Below are 21,044 nucleotides of genomic sequence, written 5' to 3' on the forward strand. Positions count from 1 at the left end.
TCTATTAACAAACCGACAGACATGAAAACTAAAGTTCTTTTTTTATTAACAATGCTTCTCACATTATCTACCGTAAACGCACAACGTGTAAATGGTGCAAGAGTTGGCTATATTGATATGGAATACATTTTAGAAAACGTAACAGCATATCAAGAAGCAAACACACAGTTAGAAGCAAAAGCACAACGCTGGAAAAACGAAATTCAAAAGAAGCAAAACGCAATAGATCAAATGAAAAAAAATCTAAGTGCGGAACGTGTTTTGCTAACCAAAGAATTGGTTGACGAGCGTGAAGAAGAAATAGAAATCTTAGAACAAGAATTACAAACATACCAACAAGATCGTTTTGGTCCTTTTGGAAGTTTAATGGCACAACGTCAAAATATGGTAAAACCTATTCAAGACCAAGTGTTAACCGCAGTTCAAGATATCGCAAAAAAGAAACGTTACGATTTTGTGTTTGACAAATCAGCTGATGTAGTAATGCTTTTCTCTGCAAAGAAGTTTGACATAAGTGATCAAGTGTTACGTGTGATCAATAGAGATGAAAAACGTAAAGGTAAAGAAGAGAAAATCAGGAAAAAGAACGAGAAATCTAAATTTGAAGATAAAGATTCTGAGCCTAATCCTGAAGTAGAAGCAAAAAAACAAGCCGCGGCAGAAAAGAAAGCTGAACGTCAAAAAATATTAGACGAGCGTAAAAAGAAACGTTTGGAAGAACGTGAAGCTAAGAAAAAAGCGTACGAAGAAAAACGTAAAAAGCTCATCGAAGCACGTGAAGCAAAAAAGAAAGCTGCTGAAGAAAAGCGTAAAAAACGAGAAGAAGAACGCAAAAAGAAGCAGGAAGAGAAAAAGAAAGAAAACGAAGAAAACGGCGAAAGCGGTGGTGCCGGTGACGGAAAATAACAACAATTAATATAAATAACACTTAAAGTAAATAATTGAAAATCATGAAACAAATGAAAAAGCTAGTTGCAATTGCAGTACTATTTTTCGGAATGGTAAGTTTTACAAATGCACAGACAAAGGTTGCTCACATTAATACGCAACAATTGATTAGCGCAATGCCGGAAATGAAAGAAGCTAAGGATGAGTTTGACAAATTACAACAATCATTAGGTGCAGATATTCAAGCTTCTGTAACCGAATACAGAAATAAATTAACTCAGTACACAAATGAAGCTCCTGGAAAAACAGATGCTGAAAATGATTCTAGAAAGAAAGAATTAGCAGAATTAGAAACACGTATCCAAGAAGCTCAAGCTGCTGCTCAAAAAACAGCAGAACAAAAATATATTGACTTAACAAAGCCTATTCAAGAAAAAGCATTGGCTGCAATTCAAAAAGTAGCAAGAGCACAAGGATTTGCCTATGTACTTGATGAAACACCAGGTTCAGGTTTATTACTTGCTGACGGAACTAACTTAATGGATTCTGTTAAGAAAGAATTAGGTATCAAGTAAAAAACTACTTTAGAATACCCTATAAAAAAAACCGCCCTAATAGGCGGTTTTTTTATGCTTCAATTTTAATAATATGATATCTTCTCCCAAATTCCATTTTCTTTATACAAATGATATCCAACACCAGCCAGCATAATATGCGGCGTTTTATACATGATGTCTGTACTTGGCAATACTAATTTTGAACAATTTCGAACTTCTAAAAACTTTAAGTTATCTAAGTAAAATAACGAATCTATAGAAGTTAAATTGCTAGCTCCATTGATTCCTATTTTAGAAACAACATCAGTTCTCCAATCGGCATGAATTGTTTGTATTCCATTACAATTTCTCAATTCTAAATGATCAATAGAATTAAAAGAAAAAACCCAAGAAATATCTGTTAAACCAGTTACATCATTTAAGTACAACCTTTCTAAGGAAAGCTCTGGAAAAGTATTTTTCACTGAATCAAGTTCGATATCATATAACTTCAAAAATTTTAAATTGGTATATTTTTTAAGATGTTTCAAACTTTTAATTTTTGTGGTATGATCGTGCAATGCCCAACTATTAATTTCTAAATATTGAATCGATTTTGGCAAATATGAAGGCACTTCTGTCAAACTATAAATGTTCGCCAAAATCAATTTCTCTAGTTTAGAAAGTCGCTTCACATTATTCAGATAGTTTTTAGCATCCTTTTTTCGAAATGTTATTCCGTGATCAATTTCTAATTCCTTAATACTGTTTTTTCTATGAAACTTTGGAAAACGAGTCAAATTTGGCGTACCGCGAATCTTTATCTTCTCTATCGTATTACAATCTGAAAAAGCGTCTAAGTTTTCTAAATTTTTCGCATCCATGACAAACAAAGATTGCAAAGAATCAAATTGAAACTTCTTATTTGTGAAATGTTTTCTTTTGCTATAAAGAATATTCAAATGTTTTAAATTCGGAAAATAAAGATCAAGTTTTGATAAATCTGCAGATGTACCAATCGTAAGAGATTCTGTATGTATAAAATCTTTAAACTCCACTGGAATTTCAGAAAGCGCAATATCTATACGAAGATTTCTATGCTTTTTTAACATTGCTATCCGCGATAGATTTGTGGTACTATCAATAATAGTAATATCTCCCATTCCATCATTCAAATTCACATAACGCGGTCCTGGTTGTGCTTTTAAAAATAATGCAACAAAGAAACATCCCAACAAAAAAAAGTAACGTTGACTCATAATTCATATTTTGCTTGCAAAATACAGCGTCATTTCCTCTTAGAAAACAACCAATGAGTCAACACTACTTTTTGATGAGGTTGTAATCAAAAAAAAGCTACACATATCGCTTTAAGTACTATTGTTCGTGAGATATTGTGTTTATTTCACGATTTTATCAAAAATTATAGCTACAATTATAAATCATTTAGACAACGCTATTTTTTTACTTATTTTTACAACTATGAGCAATTCCTCTATTGGTATTTTTGATTCTGGTGTTGGCGGCACTTCGATTTGGCGAGAGATTCACAAACTCCTGCCACACGAAAACACAATTTATTTAGCCGATAGTAAAAATGCACCTTACGGACCAAAGGGAAAGGAAAAAATTACAGAACTTAGCATTAAGAATACCGATTTACTACTCCAGAAAGGTTGTAAACTTATTGTGGTAGCTTGCAATACTGCAACTACGAACTCGATTCGCTATTTACGTGAAAATTATGATGTTCCATTTATTGGAATCGAACCAGCTATTAAACCTGCCGCTTTACAGACGAAATCCAACACGATCGGCATTTTAGCAACCAAAGGAACACTCTCAAGCGAATTGTTCCATAAAACAACCGATTTGTACGCTAGTGGCGTTAATGTCATCGAACAAGTTGGTGAAGGTTTGGTACCTTTAATAGAAAACGGAGCAATTGATTCTCCAGAAATGGAAAAACTACTAAAACAGTACTTAGCACCAATGATTGCCGAAAATATTGATTATTTGGTATTAGGTTGTAGTCACTATCCCTATTTAATTCCGAAGTTACAAACGCTGCTTCCCAAACATGTAACTATTATTGATTCAGGAATTGCTGTTGCCAAACAAACACAAGCCATTTTAGCACAACATAAATTATGCGCATCAAATACAAATGTTGGAGATTGCATTTTTTATAGCAATGGAAAACCTGAAATTTTAAGAGATATTTTGAAAGATGATTTTACGGTTGAAGCTCTCAATTTTTAATCGTCAGATTCATCTTCTTTAAACCAACTCGAATACTCCACATAATTATCCGCAATACGATTGATTTCTCCAGAGATTAATTCATTGCTAATATCTTTTACTTTCTTGGCAGGAACACCAGCATAAATACTTCCCGATTTTACATGCGTGTTTTTAGTCACTACAGCGCCAGCCGCAATGATACTGTTACTTTCCACAATACAATCATCCATAACAATACTTCCCATTCCTATCAATACATTATCGTGAATAGTGCAACCATGTACAATTGCGTTATGTCCTATAGAAACATTATTCCCAATAGTTGTTGGTGATTTTTGAAAAGTAGCGTGAATTACAGCGCCATCTTGCACATTCACTTTATTACCCATTTTTATATAATGCACGTCTCCGCGAATGACCGCATTGAACCATACACTACATTGATTCCCCATGGTTACTTCGCCTACAATAGTAGCATTTTCAGCAATAAAACAATCGTTTCCAATTTGCGGGTGTTTTCCGTTTACAGGTTTTAGAATCATGGTTTTTGGGTATTTGGTGTTGGGTGTTGGGTCGCTGCGCTTTTGGTTGTTTGTTAATAAGAAACAGATTACTTCGTCGAAACTCCTCGCAATGACGTTTCAAACATTTTCAAATTCAAATTCAAATTCAAATTCAAGTTCAAATTCAAGTTCAAGTTCAAGTTCATACTACTTAAAATACGACAGCAAATTCGCTTTTTTTGTTGAAGAAACCAAGACTTCTTTTCCATTACTTAAAACTACACTTCCGCCCTTTCCTTTTCGGTATTTTACAACTTCATTGACATTGACTAAGTACGATTTGTGTACACGTGCAAACGGATATTTACTCAATGCTTCTTCAAAGTATTTCAACGTTTTGCTCACTACAATTTTAGAATCGTTGATATAGATTTCCGTATAGTTATCGTCTGCTTTGCAATATACTATTTCAGCCACATTCAATACTTCAAAACCATCTTGTTGCGGAATGGTTATTTTCCCATTGATGGTTTCAATATTGGTTGTCAATACCGCATCTTCCATGCGCTCTTCTTTACTTTTAACAGCAACCACATGATCGACAGCTTTGATAAGCTCATCAATAGAAATTGGTTTTAGCAAATAGTACGATGCATGACTGTTTAATGCTTCTATTGCATAATGATCGTAGGCCGTTACAAAAATGGTTTCAAACGAGCGATCACCAACTTTTTCTAATAAGTCAAACGCATTTCCAAAAGGCATTTCAACATCTAAAAACACCAAATCCAATTCATTATTTCGAATTAAAATAAGTGCATCTTCAATATTAGAAGCTTCTCCGATTACATTTACATTCGGGCAGTATTTTGCAACATATTTTTTTAGAATTTCTCTGCTAATTTCTTCGTCTTCTACAATAATTGTTTGTAATTGCATTTAGTCTTTTTTAAGCGTTAGTATAACTTTAGTTCCTTGTCCATCTTCAAAAACATCCGACAGCGAAACATCTACTTTATCTTTGTACATATCATTCAATATGGCAATACGTTTTTTGATATTCCCCATACCTTTTGATTTTTGGCGTAACTGATTTTTTGTCTTTAATTCCATAGAACGTTTGCGACCAATTCCATCATCTTCAATTATAATTTCAAGCATTTCTTCGGTCTTCGCCGAAATAGAAATATTCAATGTTCCTTTTTCTTCTTTATAACGCAGTCCGTGCCAAATTGCATTTTCTATGTATGGTTGTAATAACATTGGCGGAATTTGAAAGTCAGATACTTTCAATTGTTCATCTACCTTAATTGTATAGTCAAACTTATCTTGAAAACGCATGTGTTCTAATCGCACATACAATTCAAGGAGTTCCAATTCTTTTGATAATGGAATGAAATCTTCATCAGAATTTTCTAAAACGGTACGCATTAAAGTAGAAAACTCAGATAAATATCGATTTGCATTACGTTCATCATTCAACGCTATATAATTATTTACCGAATTTAATGCATTGAAAATAAAATGCGGATTCATCTGTGTTCGCAACGATTTTAATGCCAATAAATTATTTGCTAATTTTTGTTGTCTACTATTTCGATACAAAAGATAAATTGTGATCGCTAGTAAAATCATTCCGAAAATAAGCGAATAGATGGTGTACAATTGGCGTTTATTACTTTCCTCCACTAACAATTGCTCTCGCTTAAAACTATCAGTTCGCGAACGCTCAAACTTCCGATCAGCTTCCAAACTCATGATACGCGTTTGTTTTTCCTGAATATTTTTCAGCAAACGACTTGCCTGTGAAATTTCTTGTTCTTTGCGTAAAGTCAATTCGTTTACCAATTCTACATATTCTTGAAAAGTTGTTCGTGCCGCATCAAATTCACCAAGTGATTCTAGTGTTTCCGACAGTTTTCGAGTTGCGTCTTTAGCAACAATTAAATCTTCTTTTGTATTGGCCTCAGAAGCACTTTTCTTAAAATACGGAAGTGCTTCATCGTATTTTTCTTGTTGTAAAAATGCATTTCCAATTTTATAATTAATTCGTTGCGAGCTTACAATTACAGAATCTTTTAAAGGTCCTTTAGCCACTTGTGTATCAGAACCTGATTTCTCTAAATCTTCCAAGTTCTTTTTACGCAATTCAATTTCTTTGTCAAATAAACTGTTAGAATTGTAAAAATCGGCCACGCGATCTTGTTCAACAATAGCGCGATTTAAGTTTTGATTTTGTGCTAAATTCAAAGAATTAGTATAAAAGCCTTCTGCAAGATTCGTTTTTCCAGAAGCAGCATAATTATCTGCTATTTTAGAATTTAAATCTGTGATTTTTGGTGCAATCAAATCTGTTTTTGAAATTTCTAGACTTTTATTGTAATTTTCGAGTGAAATATCATATTTACCTAAGGCTTTGTATGCATCGCCCAAACCTTCATAAACTGTTATTTGTTGGTATCTTGATAAGCTATTACGTAGAATTCGTTTGAACGTTTTTATAGCTTCATCATAGTCTGCATTGAGCAATTGTGTTTTTCCTAGCGAAATCAATAAACGAATTGTACTATACGCATTGAGTGCAATTTTATAATTACTAATTGCCAAATCGTATTGTTTCCAATACACATATATATCACCTAATACTTCATACGAATCTGAAAGTTGCTTTTCATCGTTGGAATCATATAAGTTTTCAAGTGCTCTTTCTATGAATTGAATACTTTTTTCTATGTCTTTCTTTTTGAATGAAACAGCAGAGTCCAACATTATTTTATGTTGTGCTAAGTTCGATTTTTGTTTTCCTTTGCGCCCGAGGGATTTATTTTCTTGTTTTTCTTCTTCATCAAAGCCATCTACCAAAATAACGATAGATTCATCACTAGAAACTTCATGAAACTCTTTTCCAAAACTAGGATGTTCAATTACTAATTGATCGCCCACACGCGTTCGAATCGTAAAACGACCAAAGGCATTTGTTTTTACTACTTCTCCTCCAACTACGCGTATGGTAGCGTCAGATACTGGCGATCGGTTTTCTCTACCTCTAATTTCTCCTCGCACCATAAAAAAAGCAGCAACTTCTTTCTGTTCATTCGATTTGTTCTGGGAAACAATATCTTGGAAAGAAATCAAGCATAAAAACACAAATATTATTGTAAGCTTATTTTTCATCATTTTCATTAAGAATGATAAACTTACGCACTTTCGTTGATATACTAAAATGCGCACTGCTCTAAAACCTAGTTTTTCAGCACTTTTCAGCTAATTTTTACTTGTTTCTCTCACGAAAAGAATCGGTTCACTCACTCAACTCGATTGTTAACTCATTCCTGTTTTTTTTCGGATTTCTTTGCGGGTACTTTTAGAGAAAATTAAAAACCAGATGAAAAAAATAAATCTTTTATTGTGCTTACTACTTACCCAGTTTATTTTTGCACAACACAAAGGGAATTACGATCAAAATCTTCAGATTTCTAGGCAGAATATTGCTACTGGAAATGCGCAAGTGTATGGACCACAATCTCCAAAGCACCGAAGGAATGTAAATCCAAGTTCTTCCATTATAATTGATGTACACGCTTTGTATAATGCCAAAGCAAGTTCGTACACGGCAATTTTTAATGTTTCACAAATTGGTCCAACAGCCGAAGAAACACATAAGTTAGTTAATGAACGTATTGATAATGTTCGCAAAGAGTTAATTGCAACAGGAATTAAAAAAGACGATATCGCTATTGATGTTATTTCGTTTGTTCCTGTGTATGAAATTGAAGTACAGAAAAAACTGTTTAGCACTAAGTACAATGAAGTTCCTAAAGGTTTTGAATTGCAACAAAACATTCACATTCGGTTCAAGAAAACACAGCAGTTTGAGAAAATTTTAGCGGCTTGTGCTGCAAACGAAATTTACAACTTAGTTAAAGTAGATTATTTTATTGAAGACATTCGTGCAGTTTACAAAAAGCTACAAACCTCATTAGTATCATTAATTAAAGAAGAAAAAGAATACTACAAACTTTTAGGCTTTGATTTATCTGATTATAACGTTGTGATGGCTGATGATAAGTATTGTTATTTCCCAAAAGATTTTTACCAAAACTATCAAGCGTATAATAGCGTTTCTTTTGAGGCATTAAAGAAAAATAAAGGCGTAACCAAAGCCAAAAAACAGACTTCATATTACTATCAGCCAGTTTCTACTGAGAATTATGATATTGTATTGAATCCTGCCATTTTAGAACCTGTAGTTCAGGTTGGTATGCAAATTAAACTGGTGTATTCACCTAAACCAAAAGAGCAAAAACAAGCTCCAAAAACCGAAATTAAGACCGAACATAAATATTATGTGATTTCGCCAGATGGTAAAATTGACGTAAAAGAGTTAAAAACTAGTAACTAATCATCAAACATAAAACCGAATAAACAAAATATTGAACTTAAAAACGAATGACGTTGCTAAGTAACAGCATTCAAAAAAAAGAAACAGATGAAAACACTACATGTATTATTAGCAAGTGCGTTACTAATTGTAATGTCTTGCAAAGGAAACACAAAAGCAGATACTGATTTGTTGAGTGAAGCAAAAATGGAGACTACTGTAGACAGTAAAATTCTACAAGCAAAACCAAAAAACACGATTAAAGTTGCTTTATTGTTAGATACTAGCAATAGTATGGATGGATTAATTCATCAAGCAAAAGCACAATTATGGGAAATTATTAATGAGTTATCGTATGCCAAATGTGGTGGTGAAAAACCAGCATTAGAAATTGCTTTATACGAGTATGGAAACGACAATTTACCATCTGAAGAAGGATACATTAGACAAGTATTAGGCTTTAGTAATGATTTAGATGAGATCTCTGAAAAGTTATTTTCATTGACTACACGTGGCGGAAGTGAGTTTTGCGGACATGTAATTCAAACTTCACTAGACCAATTAAATTGGGGAAACAATCCTAAAGATTTGAAAATGCTTTTTATTGCAGGAAACGAACCTTTTACACAAGGAAATGTAAACTACAAAGATGCTATTACCAATGCTTGTGAGAAAGATGTAGTGATTAATACTGTTTTTTGTGGAAACTACGAGCAAGGAATTTCTGGAATGTGGAAAGATGGCGCAGTACAAGGAAAAGGTGATTATATGACAATTGCACACAATAGAAATATTGTATATGTACAAACTCCTTATGATAAGAAAATCATGGAATACAACACGCAATTGAACAAGACATATATTGCGTACGGGAGAAAAGGAGAAGCTAAAATGATGAATCAAGCAACGCAGGATTTTAATGCAAATTCTCTTAATGAAGAAATTGCTGTAGATAGAGCTGTTTCGAAAAGTTCTGGTTTTTACACAAATTCTTCTTGGGATTTGGTAGACGGAATTGCTAACGATTCTGTAAAGTTAGAAGAATTGACAGAGAAAGAATTGCCAAAAGAGTTGAAAGGAAAGTCTAAAGATCAAATTCTAGCATATGTAAAAAAGCAACAAAAAGCACGAAAAGATATTCAACGTAATATTCGTGAACTGAATGCAAAACGCAAACAATACATTTCTAAAGAGAATAAAAAAGAAGGTAAAGACGATTTGGAAAGCGCTATGATTAAAGCTATTAAAACACAGGCTGCTCGTAAAAATTATACATGGTAGGTTTAGACCGCTTCGCGGTTAGACTTGTTCCTGCGCAGGCAGGAATCTCTTGGACTCGCGTTGCTTTTAGACTTCTTAGACGCTACGAAAATCTAACTTGAGTTAGAATTAATCATTGTCATTTCGAGTGCAGTCGAGAAACTAAAGAACAGAACTGTTTTTATGGAATCTCGACTGCACTCGATTTGACATTTATAAGAACTAGTTCTCCACATAAACAAGCTAACACCAAACTTTTTTTACTACTACACACATGAAATATTTATGTTTATTAGTTCCATTCCTAGTATTTGCACAAACACCTGTCACAACATATTATGACAGTGGAGAAATTCTTAGTAGGTATTTTGTAAAGAATAATACATTGGATAGCACATTTACGCAGTATTATAAAAACGGAAAAATACAATCGAAAATGCAATACAAAAAGTGTGAATATGACACCAACTATATTAAAATGCTTCAATCTAAAATACGTTGTGTTAGTGTATATTATAACCTGAAAAATAAAGTACTAGAAGGTAGAAAACACGGAAAATGGACTTTTTACTACAAAGATGGAAGTTTAAAATTTGTTTCTAATTATCATTGTGGTTTTAAGCAAGGAAATTTTATAACCTATCGTACAGATGGAATATTAAAACACAGTGAGTTTTATCATGAAGGGAGTTTAATTACAGAAAGAGAATATCATGAAAATGGCACTTTAAAAATATTAATTCAATATACCTATGTGTACGACGAGAATAAAGATAGTGGTCGCGAAGTTGTTTCCTATACAAAAACTGAGTTTAGAGATGATTCAACTATAAAAAGCATCAAAAGAGTGACTGACAGTGATTCTTCTAATGAAAAAGGAATTTACAAAGAATATTATCCTAACGGTTTTTTAAAGATCAGCGAAGAACTTGTAAACGATTTCCGAGAAGGTGTATACAAAGAATTTTATGACAACGGTCATAAGAAATATGAAGGCGAATATATTGATGAAGAACGCGTTAAAAAGCATCACTATTATGATCGCGCAGGAGAAATGACTAAAATAGAATCTTGGGACAAAGACAGACTTATTAACACAGAATACAAGAAGTAAACATTATAATTATACTCAAAAGAAAAAGGCTTGCAATGATTTTGCAAGCCTTTCGTATATATTGTTTTGTGTATGTCTTAGTTAATTGCAGGACAGTTACAGTGGTAAGGTTCTCTTTGACTTCCAAAGTCATACCCTAAAGTAAGTTGGTGAAAACCTCCATTAGAAAGCACTAAAGAGTTTGCTTGGTACGAATACGTGTATGCAAACATAAACTTGTTATAATTTACTCCGATAAAAGGTGTAATATATTGTAGCTTTTGATTGTCTACTTGTGTACCATTTACAAATTCTGCTCCGTCTAAGCTTCTTCTATATGATAATCCTCCCCAAACAGAACCGAATTCTAAGCTTCTATATACTTTAATATTTGCATCAATAGAAGATTCTTGTGTTTCTTCGGTGTATTGAAACATAAAAGATGGCTCGTATTTCCAATCGCCACCATATTCTCCGAATGTATATCCAGCAGATGCTAAGTAACGACGTTGATTTTTTGATTCAAATTCTTGAGAAAATAAATCTCTTTTCGTTGGCAATGCATTCTTAATTGTAAAGTGAGCATAGAAATCCAAGAAATAATAAGATGCTCCAAAATCTACATTAAAGTATGTAGTATTTAGTTCTGTTCCTAAAATTGCAGGATCTGGATTGTTAATAATGTCAAAACCAGTTTCATCTAAAGTTCCTTGTGTAAACCCTGTACTAATTCCAAAAGATAATTGATTTAAATCTACTGTATTTCTTGAAAGTAATAAGTGGTATGCAAAGGTTAAATATGCTCCTTGTTGCGAAAAGTTACCATTTTCATCGTTGTACAAAATAGCTCCAACTCCTACTTTATCTCCTACGCGAGTATTAAAGCTTAAGGTTTGTAATGATGGCGCATTATCTACGTCGAACCATTGCTGTCTAGCTGTTAATCGAATTTTAGAAGCATTAGATGCTCCAGCCATTGAAGGATGAATTAGGTATAAATTATCAGAAAGATAGTCTACATAAACAGGAAGTCCATCTTGCGAAAAAGAGCACTGTACTCCAAATGCCATGGCAACAATAGCTAAGTATTTTTTAAATTTCATTAGTGTTTATCTTTTTGTGTAAAAAATAATCGACACGAGTATGAGTCGTATCGAGATTCAATGCAACTTATTATTTGATAACGAGGCTTTTAATCATTGTGTTTCAGTTAGTTATATGCAATACTCCATTAAAATAGGCGTTTCCATAGCGTAAAATGCCACACATTTGGTCAAATATATAAATTATTTGATAAGTATGTCATGCTTATCTAAATTTATTATTGATGTTTTCCTCTAGATTTTCATTTTTATAAAAATGAGTTTTCAGTACGGTTTTGTTTCAGGCGTCAATTTATTAAAAACGTAATTATTTATTAATTATTTTAACACAAAAAATAAATTTCTTTGAAACTGACCTCAAGAATCAAATAATTTACCTCACTCCATTTACAGAATACAACGATAATGGTTACTTTTGTAAAAAAATAAACCCATGAGTGGTATTACTATAAGTATAGAGAAAACAAGCAACCCCGCAATTATAAAGTTTGAAGCTAGCACGTTTCTTACGCGTCACAATAGTTATGAATTTAAAAACATTGACGACGCCAAGGATTCTCCTTTAGCACAGCAATTATTTTACTTGCCATTTGTAAAAACAATTTTTATTTCAGGAAATTTTATTGCAATTGAGCGTTACAATATTGTTTCTTGGGAAGATGTACAGGAAGAAGTTTCTGAACAAATTCAAGAATATATTAATAGTGGAAAAGAAGTGATTAGCGAGTCTGCTACACCACAAAAAGTAGTTCCTGTAACTATTTATGCGGAAAGCACACCAAATCCGACAGTAATGAAGTTTGTTGCTAATAAAAAAGTGGTTGAGCGTATTTTTGAATTTAAGAATATTGACGAAACGAAATATGCACCACTTGCACAGTCATTATTTCACTTTCCGTTTGTAAAAGAAGTCTTTTTAGATAAAAACTATATTTCAATCACGAAGTATGATATGGTTGAATGGAATGATATTACGATGGAAATTCGTGAATTTATCCGCAATTATATTCAAGAAGGAAAAGAAGTCATTTCAAAAGATATTCCAGTAGAGCAGAAAGAAAAAATTGAACTTTCGGAAGAAAGCTTTGAAGCCTTAGACGATATTTCAAAAGAAATTGTGAATATTTTAGAAGAATATATTAAACCAGCAGTAGCGAGTGACGGAGGAAATATTATGTTCGATTCATACGATCCAAAATCTAAAGTTGTAAAAGTAGTATTACAAGGAGCTTGCAGTGGTTGCCCTTCTTCTACATTGACATTGAAAAGTGGAATTGAAAATACGTTAAAGAGCCTATTAAAAGGACAGATTAACGAAGTTGTTGCAATTAACGGATAAATCTTGTTTTTATAATTGAAAGAATTGCCGTAATTTGAAGGTCTAAATTATTATTTAACCTTTAAAAACACGTAATATCATGGCAGTAATGAAAGTTATCGAAGTTCTTTCAAATTCAAAGAAAAGTTGGGAAGATGCAACTGCAAAAGCTGTAAAACAGGCTTCTAAATCAGTTAAGAATATTAAATCAGTTTATGTTCAAGATCAGAGTGCGATCGTTGAAAACGGAGCTGTAGTTGAGTACCGCGTAAACTTAAAACTTACGTTTCAAGTAAACTAACAAAAACACCTATCATATATAAAAAGCGTTATCAGCAATTGATAACGCTTTTTTTTATACTCATAGATTTTCCATATCTTTTTAAAAATTATAAAACTTACCTATGAAAACTTTAGAAACGATCCTTATTGCACTTGTCGCTATTGAGCATGTATATATATTAGTCTTAGAAATGTTTTTGTGGACAACTCCAAAAGGTATAAAAACCTTCGGATTAAAATCAAAAGACTTTGCCGAAGAGACTAAAACACTTGCCGCAAACCAAGGATTGTACAACGGTTTTTTAGCCGCAGGATTATTTTGGTCTTTATACACCAAAGATATTTCGGTAAGTTTATTTTTTATTATTTGCGTATGTGTTGCTGCACTTTATGGTGCTTATTCTACAAAAAGTAACCGCATTTTAATTGTACAAGGAACACCAGCTTTTTTAACTTTAGCAGTTATTTTAACACGAATGTTTCTTAAGAGCTAACTTAAAGAGTATTTATTAAACTTCTAAACAGTAAAAAATGTCAGTTAACAGATTTTTTTACTGTTTGTGGAATGCTTAAAAATTCAGCTATAAATCTATTTTGAAATCATCCTATTTCTTAATTTTGCATCATTATAAAAATCTAATATTATGCAAGAAGAAAATACAACTACTGAAACAGGTTGGTTTGGGAGTTTTGATTTTGAAACAATTATTGTGGACTACGGACTGAAAATAGTTGCCGCGCTCGCCATTTTAATCATTGGTTTATTTGTTATAAAAATGATTGTGCGCGTATCGAGAAAGATCATGAAAAAACGTGGTATCGATGCAACTTTACAAAAGTTTTTAGGAAACCTACTCGGTTGGGTACTTAAAATTTTATTGTTTGTTGCTGTTGCTTCTAAATTAGGATTAGAAACTACTTCGTTTGCTGCTATTATTGGTGCCGCTGGTTTGGCAATTGGTTTAGCGCTACAAGGATCGTTATCAAACTTTGCAGGTGGTGTTTTAATCATGATTTTCAAGCCATTTAAAATTGGTGATTTAATTGAAGCGCAAGGTGTTATTGGAGTGGTTAAAGAAATTGAAATTTTCACTACACAATTAAATACGCCAACAAATAAGTTAGCAATTATTCCAAATGGTACTTTATCTAATGGAAACATCATTAACTATTCAGCGGAAGGAGTTTTAAGAGTAGATCACGTAATAGGTGTATCTTATGATGCAGACATCAAACAAACAAAAGAAGTGTTGATGAAAATTATGGAAGCTCATGACAAAGTATTAAAAGATCCAGCTCCAACAGTTAATGTTTCTGAATTGGCAGATAGCTCGGTAAATTTTGCAGTTCGTCCTTGGACAAAAACGGAACATTATTGGGATGTATATTTTGATATTTTAGAAGATGCCAAAGTTGCCTTAGATGCTGCTGGAATCGAAATTCCTTATCCACATAGTGTTGAAATACAGAAAGAAGGTTAGACTGTTAGACTGTTAGACTGTTAGACTGTTAGACTGTTAGACTGTTAGACAAAATAAAATAGTACAAAAAAACGACATCATTGATGTCGTTTTTTTATTTGAAATAGATTTTAAATCATTAGTGTATGTTCTATTTTTCTAATTCGGTGCTTTGTTCGTTAATAACGCAGTATAAATTTTCAGGATGCGCTTGTCATATATATCAAAAGAAATTTTTGCGATTAAAGCGCCAATGATTGGAAAAACTAATTTCATCATCGGTTCAAAACTTAAAAACGCCGCTCCGTTTATGAATTGATATATTGAAACTCCCCAAAGTACTATAAACGTTGCAATTAGAAAAAGGTTTGTATACAAATCAAATTTGTTTTTAATTTTTACAGCTGTTTTATTTGACGAAATGGCTGTTAAACGAATATCTGAAATTATATCAAGTCCGCTTCCGTATTTGTTTTTCATTAATCCGTGTAATTTCGTTTCGCTCAATTCTGTGATATTTATTTTATCTGTTGGTGACTTCAATTCACCTCTAACAATATGGATTGGCTTTTCAATAACGAGATTATGTTTTTTCTTGAATAACATTTTTGGGGAAATTTACTTTACAGGTTTATAAATTCCATAATCTGTGAATTCTGATAATTTTATTTCATTGATTGGGTCAAAGTACTTTGTATCTATGCACACTCTTACTTCTCCGGTAACTGAATCTTTAACAAATTTAACTTCTTCACAAGTGATTCTTTTTACAATTGCATTAGTCTTATCGGTCATTATATAGATGTTTCCTTTCGGAATAGAAATTTCATCATAATCTTTTCCATCAACAAATACAGACTCATTTGAATAAAAGATAATACTATTTCTATTTTCTTTAAACGACTTAAACTGGTAGCCTTTATATAAACATTTTGTATTTACTGTATTAAAATCTTCGTAGCTTTTTATATTAATTTTGGCATTTTTAATTTTAGGGAATGGCTTTTCTCTGGCGCCAATTCTATTTCTAAATACTCCGTCGATTTTGTGTTTACTAGGAATTGAAGTAAGGTATGAGATTTGATGTCCGCTCATAACATCACTTTGTTTAAAACCTTCTGCAGAATTTATTAGTTTCATTCCAGAAACATGTGAATCGCGTCCTCCCCAAGCATCAAATTTGCAGATTGAATAATTAGAATTTTCAATTTTTTGTTCCCATAATTCAATATTCCAATCGGTAATAAGAAAGCAACTTACACATAGTAATGCTAGTAAAATTACAGTTAGATTCCTCATTTTTTCTTTGGCTTCGTAACCACGAAATCTTTTAAATAATACGGTTCAAAATAAGCGACATCTTCAAAATCGTTTTTTTGATGTTTATCCATAGCAATTGGAATCATTTTTTGAGTAGACGGAAAGTAAATTTCATCATAAAAAACAGCATTTTCATGAGTAATGACACCTTTGCATTTTTCTGCTCCATTTCCTATAAAATGTACTTTTCCTTTGACTAACTCCTCTGCAAAAGAAGCTTCTGTAATGATTTCTGCTTTTGTTTCTCTGATTTGCGTATATGTATCATCAAATACTGCCGAATATACTTCCATACGACGCGCATCCAATAACGGAACTATGATTCCATCCGCCACAGCGATAGCACGTGCTAAAATTTCTAGACTTTCAATCGCCATTAATTTTACATCAGAAGCAAAACACAACCCTTTTGCCGTAGACACACCAATACGCAATCCTGTATACGATCCTGGACCTTTTCCTACTACGACAGCATCTACATCTGCTGGTTGAATTTGTGCAGTTTCATAGGCTTCTTTGATGAATACGTGTAACTTTTCTGAATGCGAGTAGTTTTTGTCGTTTTCTTCTTTGAAATATAAAACCGCATCGTCATTTGCCAAACACACCGAACAGTTCGTTGTAGAAGTTTCTATGTATAATCGTATCGCCATTGGATTGCTAATTTTTGACAAAAATAAAAAAAGCATCAACCTTATGGAAAGTGTTGATGCTTTTTTATGTGTTTTATTTTATTTCTAGTTCAAATCCGTAAGTGGCAATCCAAAGTAGAATTCTAATATTTTTAAGCGGAAGATATAATCGTATTTAGTACGTATTACATCCGATTCAGCACTTTCTAAACGTTGTTTTGACTGGCTAAAATCAAATGAGTTCATAATACCTTCATCAAAACGATTTGTAGCATATCGATGTGCTTCTTTTCTAGAAGTTAATGTCTTTTCTGCAGCTTCATACGCTTTTAAAGCGCCCTTTACATCATTGTACGCTTGATTTACCGTTGCTTCTAAGTTATTTTTTGTTTGCTCTAAGTTATATTGTGCCCTTTCAATAGCAATTTTAGAACGTTTTATACCATTACTGATTCTAAATCCTGTAAAGATTGGAATGCTCAGTTGTAATCCGAAAGAATGCCCTTTGTTATCATTAAACTGTTCAAATAGTGCATCTGACTTTTCCGAAAGCGATATAAAGTTCCTTCTCAATACAGGTGTTTCAGTTCCTTGCACAAAACCTACTTGACTAAGTGGCTCTTCTGTATTTGGAGCAAGTCCTGCAAAGATATCTGAATTATTTGCTCTGGTATTAAAGCTATAGAACCCTGAAAGTGTTGGATATCTTTGTCCTTGTGCAATTTTTAAGTCGTATTCTGCTAATTTGATACTTGTTTCAGAAATTTTCACATCATTACGTACTTCTAATGATTTTTCAAAAATTTGCTTTGGTGTATTGTTCATGATTGTTATTGAAGGAATCATATAGTTCCCTTCTGCAATATCAAAATTGTCGTAATCATTCAATAATAAAAGTTGTGCCAATGATATTTTAGAGATACGTAATGTATTTTCTGCATTTACAATTTGTTGCTCTTGTGTAGCTATATTCGCTTCAATTTCTAATACTTCACCAGGCGCCAAAACACCTTCTTTTACCAATTCGTTTGTACGATCTAATTGCTCTTTTGTTACTTGGTACTGAGTTTTCAATACTTTCAATGATTCTTTATTGAAAAGGATTTGCAAAAATGCTTGTACTACTTGTAATGAAGTATTGTCTTTGATATCATCTAGCTGATATTGATTTGCTAGCAATGCTAAATTTGCTCTGTGCAATCTATTTACATTTTGCAAACCATCAAATAAGGTCACATTCATACTCAATCCAGCAGATGTATTCTGAGTGGTTTGGTTTTGTAAAACACCTGTAGTAATATTGGTGTTTAAACCTATATTCCAGGAGTGTGAAGTATTTGCATTTAATGTTGGCAAAAAACTTCCAACTGCATCCTTCTTATCTATTTCTGTGTTTTGCCTATCTAATTGCGCTTGTTTGATAGCAATGTTATTTTCTAATGCATAGTCGACACATTCTTTGAGTGTCCATTTCTTTTGTGCTTGCACAGTGCTTATTGTCCCCGCAATAAGTAGTATGAGTATATAAACTTTTTTCATGTTGATGGTTATAATATTTCGGTTTTAATCGTTTGTTTCGTCTTCACTTTCGTCATCTTCTCCTTCAGATTTTTTCTTATCTTCTTTTTTAACAGCGTATTTGTTCCAAATTTTGATTTTATCATCTTCTTTTAAACCAGAAAGGATTTCAATGTTTTTTCCATCCGAGATTCCAACTTCAATGAATTTTTTCTCAAATTTTTGATCACCAATTTCTATTTCAACATACGGTTTGTCATCATTTTTAGAATCGAATCTAAGCAATCCTTCATCGAGGACTAAGATATCATCTTTTTTTCCTAATTCAATAGTTGCATTGGCACTATACCCAGCTCTTATAAAATAATTATCATCTAAAGCTACATCTGCTTTTATTTTGAATTGCACAGCGCCACTTTCTTCTACTCCTTTTGGCGCAACAAATGTTAGTTTTGCAGCGAAGTCTTTATTTTCTATTGCTCCTAAGTTTACAGTAAGTTCTGTATTTGGTTGCAACTTACCAACTTCTGCTTCGTCTACTTTTCCTTCGAAAATCATTTTTCCTAAATCGGCAATTGTAGCAATGCTTGTTCCTGCATTGAATGTATTACTTTCAATTACTTGGTCTCCTTCTTTTACAGGAATAATTAAGATAGTTCCCGATACAGTTGCTCTAATGTTTGTATTTGCAGCAGAACCACCTACAGAACCTTTTCTGATGATTTGCAAGTCGCTTTGCGCATTACGTACTTCTTGTTTTGCTTGATTGTATGAAAGTTCGGCACGTTCAAATTCTTGACTAGAAATAATTCCTTTGTCAAAAAGTGTTTTATTTCTATCGAACGAAACCTTAGCATTATCTGATACAATTTTCGAATTTTTGATTCTGTTTCTGGCGCTGTTTAATGATTGTTCATTTGGCACAACTTTGATTTGAGCAATCAAATCTCCTGTTTTTATTTTATCACCTTCTTCCACAAATATTTTTTCAATAATTCCAGAGATTTGTGGTTTTATTTCCACTTCGTCTTCAGGAATTACTGTTCCAGCTGCTACTGTTTTTTCAATAATTGTAGCTTTAAATGCTGTTGTAGTTTCAAAGGTTTCTATATTGGTTTCATTTGAACTCACAAAGTATGATCCTGCAAAAAATGCCCCTGCTAGAAGTATAATTAATAATAGGATTTTTAAAACTTTTTTCATTTTTTTAATTCTTTATTTAATATATGATTGATGTTCTTATTCTTCTCGTAATGCTTCTATAGGTCGTATACTTACTGCACGTTGCGCCGGTATCAACCCAATTAATGTTCCTAATATGACCATAATGGCAATAGCAAATCCGATGTATGGCAAACTTACTGTTGGATTCAGAAATGGGAAATCCCAATTTTTGGCAAAATCATTTAAAAATGATAATAATAATCCGCCAACGGTCATTCCTAAAAGCCCTGCTACTAGTGTTAAAAATACAGATTCTAAGATGATTTGCCCACGAATTTCTCCTGGCTTTGCACCTAATGCACGTCTGATTCCTATTTCTTTGGTACGTTCTTTTACGGTAATTAATAAGATATTTCCAATGGCAATAACTCCTGCTAAAATTGTTGCGATTCCTACAACTAAAGCCGTAAATTTTAATCCTTTGACAAAACCTGTTATTTTACCAAACATTTCTCCAAAGTTAGCTGTTCTAAAAGCACGCTCATCATTTGGATGTACTGTATATTTTCTTTTTAGTAATGTTTTTGCTTTTTCTTCAATCGCTACAATATCCGCATCAGGATAACCAGAAATTAACATCCAACCAATTCTATTTCCTGTATTAAATATTTTTTGATATGTGGTAAATGGTATGAATATCGAGTTATCTCTTTCAAAAAAATCTGTATTATTCCTTTTGTACACGCCAACTACTTGAAAGTAAATATTACTAATTCTAATATATTGCCCTATTGGATTTTCACCTTCCTCAAAGAGTTCTTTTTCAATACGCTCTCCAATGACACATATTTTTCGATTCTCTTGAATATCTTTTTGATTTAAGAAACGTCCTTTCCTTAGTTTTTTCTTTGATACTTTATCAATAATTGGATAGTCACCAAATATTTTATAGTTTCCAGATTTCAATTTATTTATAACTAATGGTGGTGGATCACCAAAAACTCCTTTGGCATTTCGTGGCGCTACAAATTGCACACCTTCTATTTGATTTGTAATTCTGTAGGTATCATTAAGTTCTAAACGTACTCTACGATTTCTTTTGTAACCTCCATACGGAATTCCTGTTTGCTCAGACCACAAAAACATACTATTTGTTGCCAAGTTTTTGAATCGATCGTCAAATCCATTTTCCATTCCTTTTGCAGCTCCTTGCAATGCTACAAAAAGTAAAATCCCCCAAAAAACACCAATAATAGTAATTGCAGTTCGTAGTTTGTTTTTACGAATTGTTCCGAAAATTTCTTGCCAAGTATCTCTTGTAAATATAAATTTCATTGTATTT

General features: G+C 32.6%; 21 protein-coding genes. 10 read left to right on the plus strand and 11 right to left on the minus strand.

Going from position 1 to position 21,044, the window contains the following annotated elements:
* Nucleotides 1-21: 21 nt before the first annotated feature.
* Nucleotides 22-906: an OmpH family outer membrane protein gene (locus ACRBBL_RS06520; RefSeq protein WP_431368212.1), complete on the plus strand. Its 885-nt coding sequence runs from the start codon at nucleotides 22-24 to the stop codon at nucleotides 904-906.
* Between the two features lie 44 nt (nucleotides 907-950).
* A complete protein-coding gene (locus tag ACRBBL_RS06525) occupies nucleotides 951-1,463 on the plus strand; it encodes an OmpH family outer membrane protein (protein WP_431368213.1) in 513 nt (170 codons plus the stop codon).
* A 65-nt stretch (nucleotides 1,464-1,528) separates the two neighbouring features.
* Here ACRBBL_RS06525 and ACRBBL_RS06530 read toward each other — a convergent pair whose 3' ends face one another.
* Nucleotides 1,529-2,683 (minus strand): hypothetical protein, encoded by a 1,155-nt coding sequence (locus ACRBBL_RS06530; protein WP_431368214.1) that lies wholly within the window; start codon nucleotides 2,681-2,683, stop codon nucleotides 1,529-1,531.
* A gap of 223 nt (nucleotides 2,684-2,906) precedes the next feature.
* Between ACRBBL_RS06530 and murI the strand changes: the two genes are divergently transcribed.
* Nucleotides 2,907-3,686 (plus strand): glutamate racemase, encoded by a 780-nt coding sequence (gene murI / locus ACRBBL_RS06535; protein WP_431368215.1) that lies wholly within the window; start codon nucleotides 2,907-2,909, stop codon nucleotides 3,684-3,686.
* Here the strand turns inward: murI and ACRBBL_RS06540 are convergent.
* The 3 genes from ACRBBL_RS06540 to ACRBBL_RS06550 all read right to left on the minus strand — a co-directional run bounded on the left by ACRBBL_RS06540 (nucleotide 3,683) and on the right by ACRBBL_RS06550 (nucleotide 7,348).
* Nucleotides 3,683-4,210 carry a gamma carbonic anhydrase family protein gene (locus ACRBBL_RS06540; protein WP_431368216.1) on the minus strand — a complete coding sequence of 176 codons (528 nt, stop codon included), beginning with the start codon at nucleotides 4,208-4,210 and terminating at the stop codon, nucleotides 3,683-3,685. The genes murI and ACRBBL_RS06540 overlap by 4 nt on opposite strands.
* Nucleotides 4,211-4,378: 168 nt before the next feature.
* Entirely contained in the window at nucleotides 4,379-5,110 is a 732-nt protein-coding gene (locus ACRBBL_RS06545) for a LytR/AlgR family response regulator transcription factor (protein WP_431368217.1), read from the minus strand.
* On the minus strand, nucleotides 5,111-7,348 hold the full coding sequence (locus tag ACRBBL_RS06550) for a tetratricopeptide repeat-containing sensor histidine kinase (RefSeq protein ID WP_431368218.1): 2,238 nt from the start codon (nucleotides 7,346-7,348) through the stop codon (nucleotides 5,111-5,113).
* Between the two features lie 208 nt (nucleotides 7,349-7,556).
* On the opposite strand from ACRBBL_RS06550, the gene ACRBBL_RS06555 reads away from it, so the two are divergent.
* From ACRBBL_RS06555 to ACRBBL_RS06565, 3 genes are all read left to right on the plus strand, one after another.
* A complete protein-coding gene (locus tag ACRBBL_RS06555; protein ID WP_431368219.1) occupies nucleotides 7,557-8,573 on the plus strand; it encodes an SIMPL domain-containing protein in 1,017 nt (338 codons plus the stop codon).
* Between the two features lie 87 nt (nucleotides 8,574-8,660).
* Complete coding sequence (locus ACRBBL_RS06560) at nucleotides 8,661-9,833, plus strand: VWA domain-containing protein (protein ID WP_431368220.1); 1,173 nt, start codon at nucleotides 8,661-8,663, stop codon at nucleotides 9,831-9,833.
* Between the two features lie 253 nt (nucleotides 9,834-10,086).
* A complete protein-coding gene (locus ACRBBL_RS06565) occupies nucleotides 10,087-10,926 on the plus strand; it encodes a toxin-antitoxin system YwqK family antitoxin (protein WP_431368221.1) in 840 nt (279 codons plus the stop codon).
* A gap of 77 nt (nucleotides 10,927-11,003) precedes the next feature.
* On the opposite strand, the gene ACRBBL_RS06570 is transcribed toward ACRBBL_RS06565, so the two are convergent.
* On the minus strand, nucleotides 11,004-12,008 hold the full coding sequence (locus ACRBBL_RS06570) for a PorP/SprF family type IX secretion system membrane protein (protein ID WP_431368222.1): 1,005 nt from the start codon (nucleotides 12,006-12,008) through the stop codon (nucleotides 11,004-11,006).
* Nucleotides 12,009-12,441: 433 nt separating this feature from the next.
* Here ACRBBL_RS06570 and ACRBBL_RS06575 point away from each other — a divergent pair, with 433 nt between their 5' ends.
* The 4 genes from ACRBBL_RS06575 to ACRBBL_RS06590 all read left to right on the plus strand — a co-directional run bounded on the left by ACRBBL_RS06575 (nucleotide 12,442) and on the right by ACRBBL_RS06590 (nucleotide 15,089).
* Complete coding sequence (locus tag ACRBBL_RS06575) at nucleotides 12,442-13,347, plus strand: NifU family protein (protein ID WP_431368223.1); 906 nt, start codon at nucleotides 12,442-12,444, stop codon at nucleotides 13,345-13,347.
* A gap of 79 nt (nucleotides 13,348-13,426) precedes the next feature.
* Nucleotides 13,427-13,627 (plus strand): dodecin family protein, encoded by a 201-nt coding sequence (locus ACRBBL_RS06580; protein WP_431368224.1) that lies wholly within the window; start codon nucleotides 13,427-13,429, stop codon nucleotides 13,625-13,627.
* Nucleotides 13,628-13,730: 103 nt separating this feature from the next.
* A complete protein-coding gene (locus tag ACRBBL_RS06585) occupies nucleotides 13,731-14,102 on the plus strand; it encodes a DUF1304 domain-containing protein (protein WP_431368225.1) in 372 nt (123 codons plus the stop codon).
* 150 nt (nucleotides 14,103-14,252) lie between these two features.
* A complete protein-coding gene (locus ACRBBL_RS06590) occupies nucleotides 14,253-15,089 on the plus strand; it encodes a mechanosensitive ion channel family protein (protein WP_431368226.1) in 837 nt (278 codons plus the stop codon).
* 138 nt (nucleotides 15,090-15,227) lie between these two features.
* Here ACRBBL_RS06590 and ACRBBL_RS06595 read toward each other — a convergent pair whose 3' ends face one another.
* From ACRBBL_RS06595 to ACRBBL_RS06620, 6 genes are all read right to left on the minus strand, one after another.
* Entirely contained in the window at nucleotides 15,228-15,674 is a 447-nt protein-coding gene (locus tag ACRBBL_RS06595) for a hypothetical protein (protein ID WP_431368227.1), read from the minus strand.
* Nucleotides 15,675-15,686: 12 nt separating this feature from the next.
* The gene (locus ACRBBL_RS06600) at nucleotides 15,687-16,367 is read right to left on the minus strand and encodes a hypothetical protein (protein ID WP_431368228.1); all 681 of its coding nucleotides are present in this window, start codon (nucleotides 16,365-16,367) and stop codon (nucleotides 15,687-15,689) included.
* Entirely contained in the window at nucleotides 16,364-17,041 is a 678-nt protein-coding gene (gene tsaB, locus ACRBBL_RS06605; RefSeq protein WP_431368229.1) for a tRNA (adenosine(37)-N6)-threonylcarbamoyltransferase complex dimerization subunit type 1 TsaB, read from the minus strand. The genes ACRBBL_RS06600 and tsaB overlap by 4 nt, the downstream gene beginning before the upstream one ends.
* An 84-nt stretch (nucleotides 17,042-17,125) precedes the next feature.
* Nucleotides 17,126-18,559 carry a TolC family protein gene (locus ACRBBL_RS06610; RefSeq protein WP_431368230.1) on the minus strand — a complete coding sequence of 478 codons (1,434 nt, stop codon included), beginning with the start codon at nucleotides 18,557-18,559 and terminating at the stop codon, nucleotides 17,126-17,128.
* A 24-nt stretch (nucleotides 18,560-18,583) separates the two neighbouring features.
* Nucleotides 18,584-19,741 (minus strand): efflux RND transporter periplasmic adaptor subunit, encoded by a 1,158-nt coding sequence (locus ACRBBL_RS06615; RefSeq protein ID WP_431368231.1) that lies wholly within the window; start codon nucleotides 19,739-19,741, stop codon nucleotides 18,584-18,586.
* Between the two features lie 36 nt (nucleotides 19,742-19,777).
* Nucleotides 19,778-21,037: an ABC transporter permease gene (locus ACRBBL_RS06620; protein WP_431368232.1), complete on the minus strand. Its 1,260-nt coding sequence runs from the start codon at nucleotides 21,035-21,037 to the stop codon at nucleotides 19,778-19,780.
* Between the last annotated feature and the right edge of the window lie 7 nt (nucleotides 21,038-21,044).

The organism is Kordia sp., from assembly GCF_050633145.1.
Taxonomy (GTDB): Bacteria; Bacteroidota; Bacteroidia; order Flavobacteriales; family Flavobacteriaceae; genus Kordia.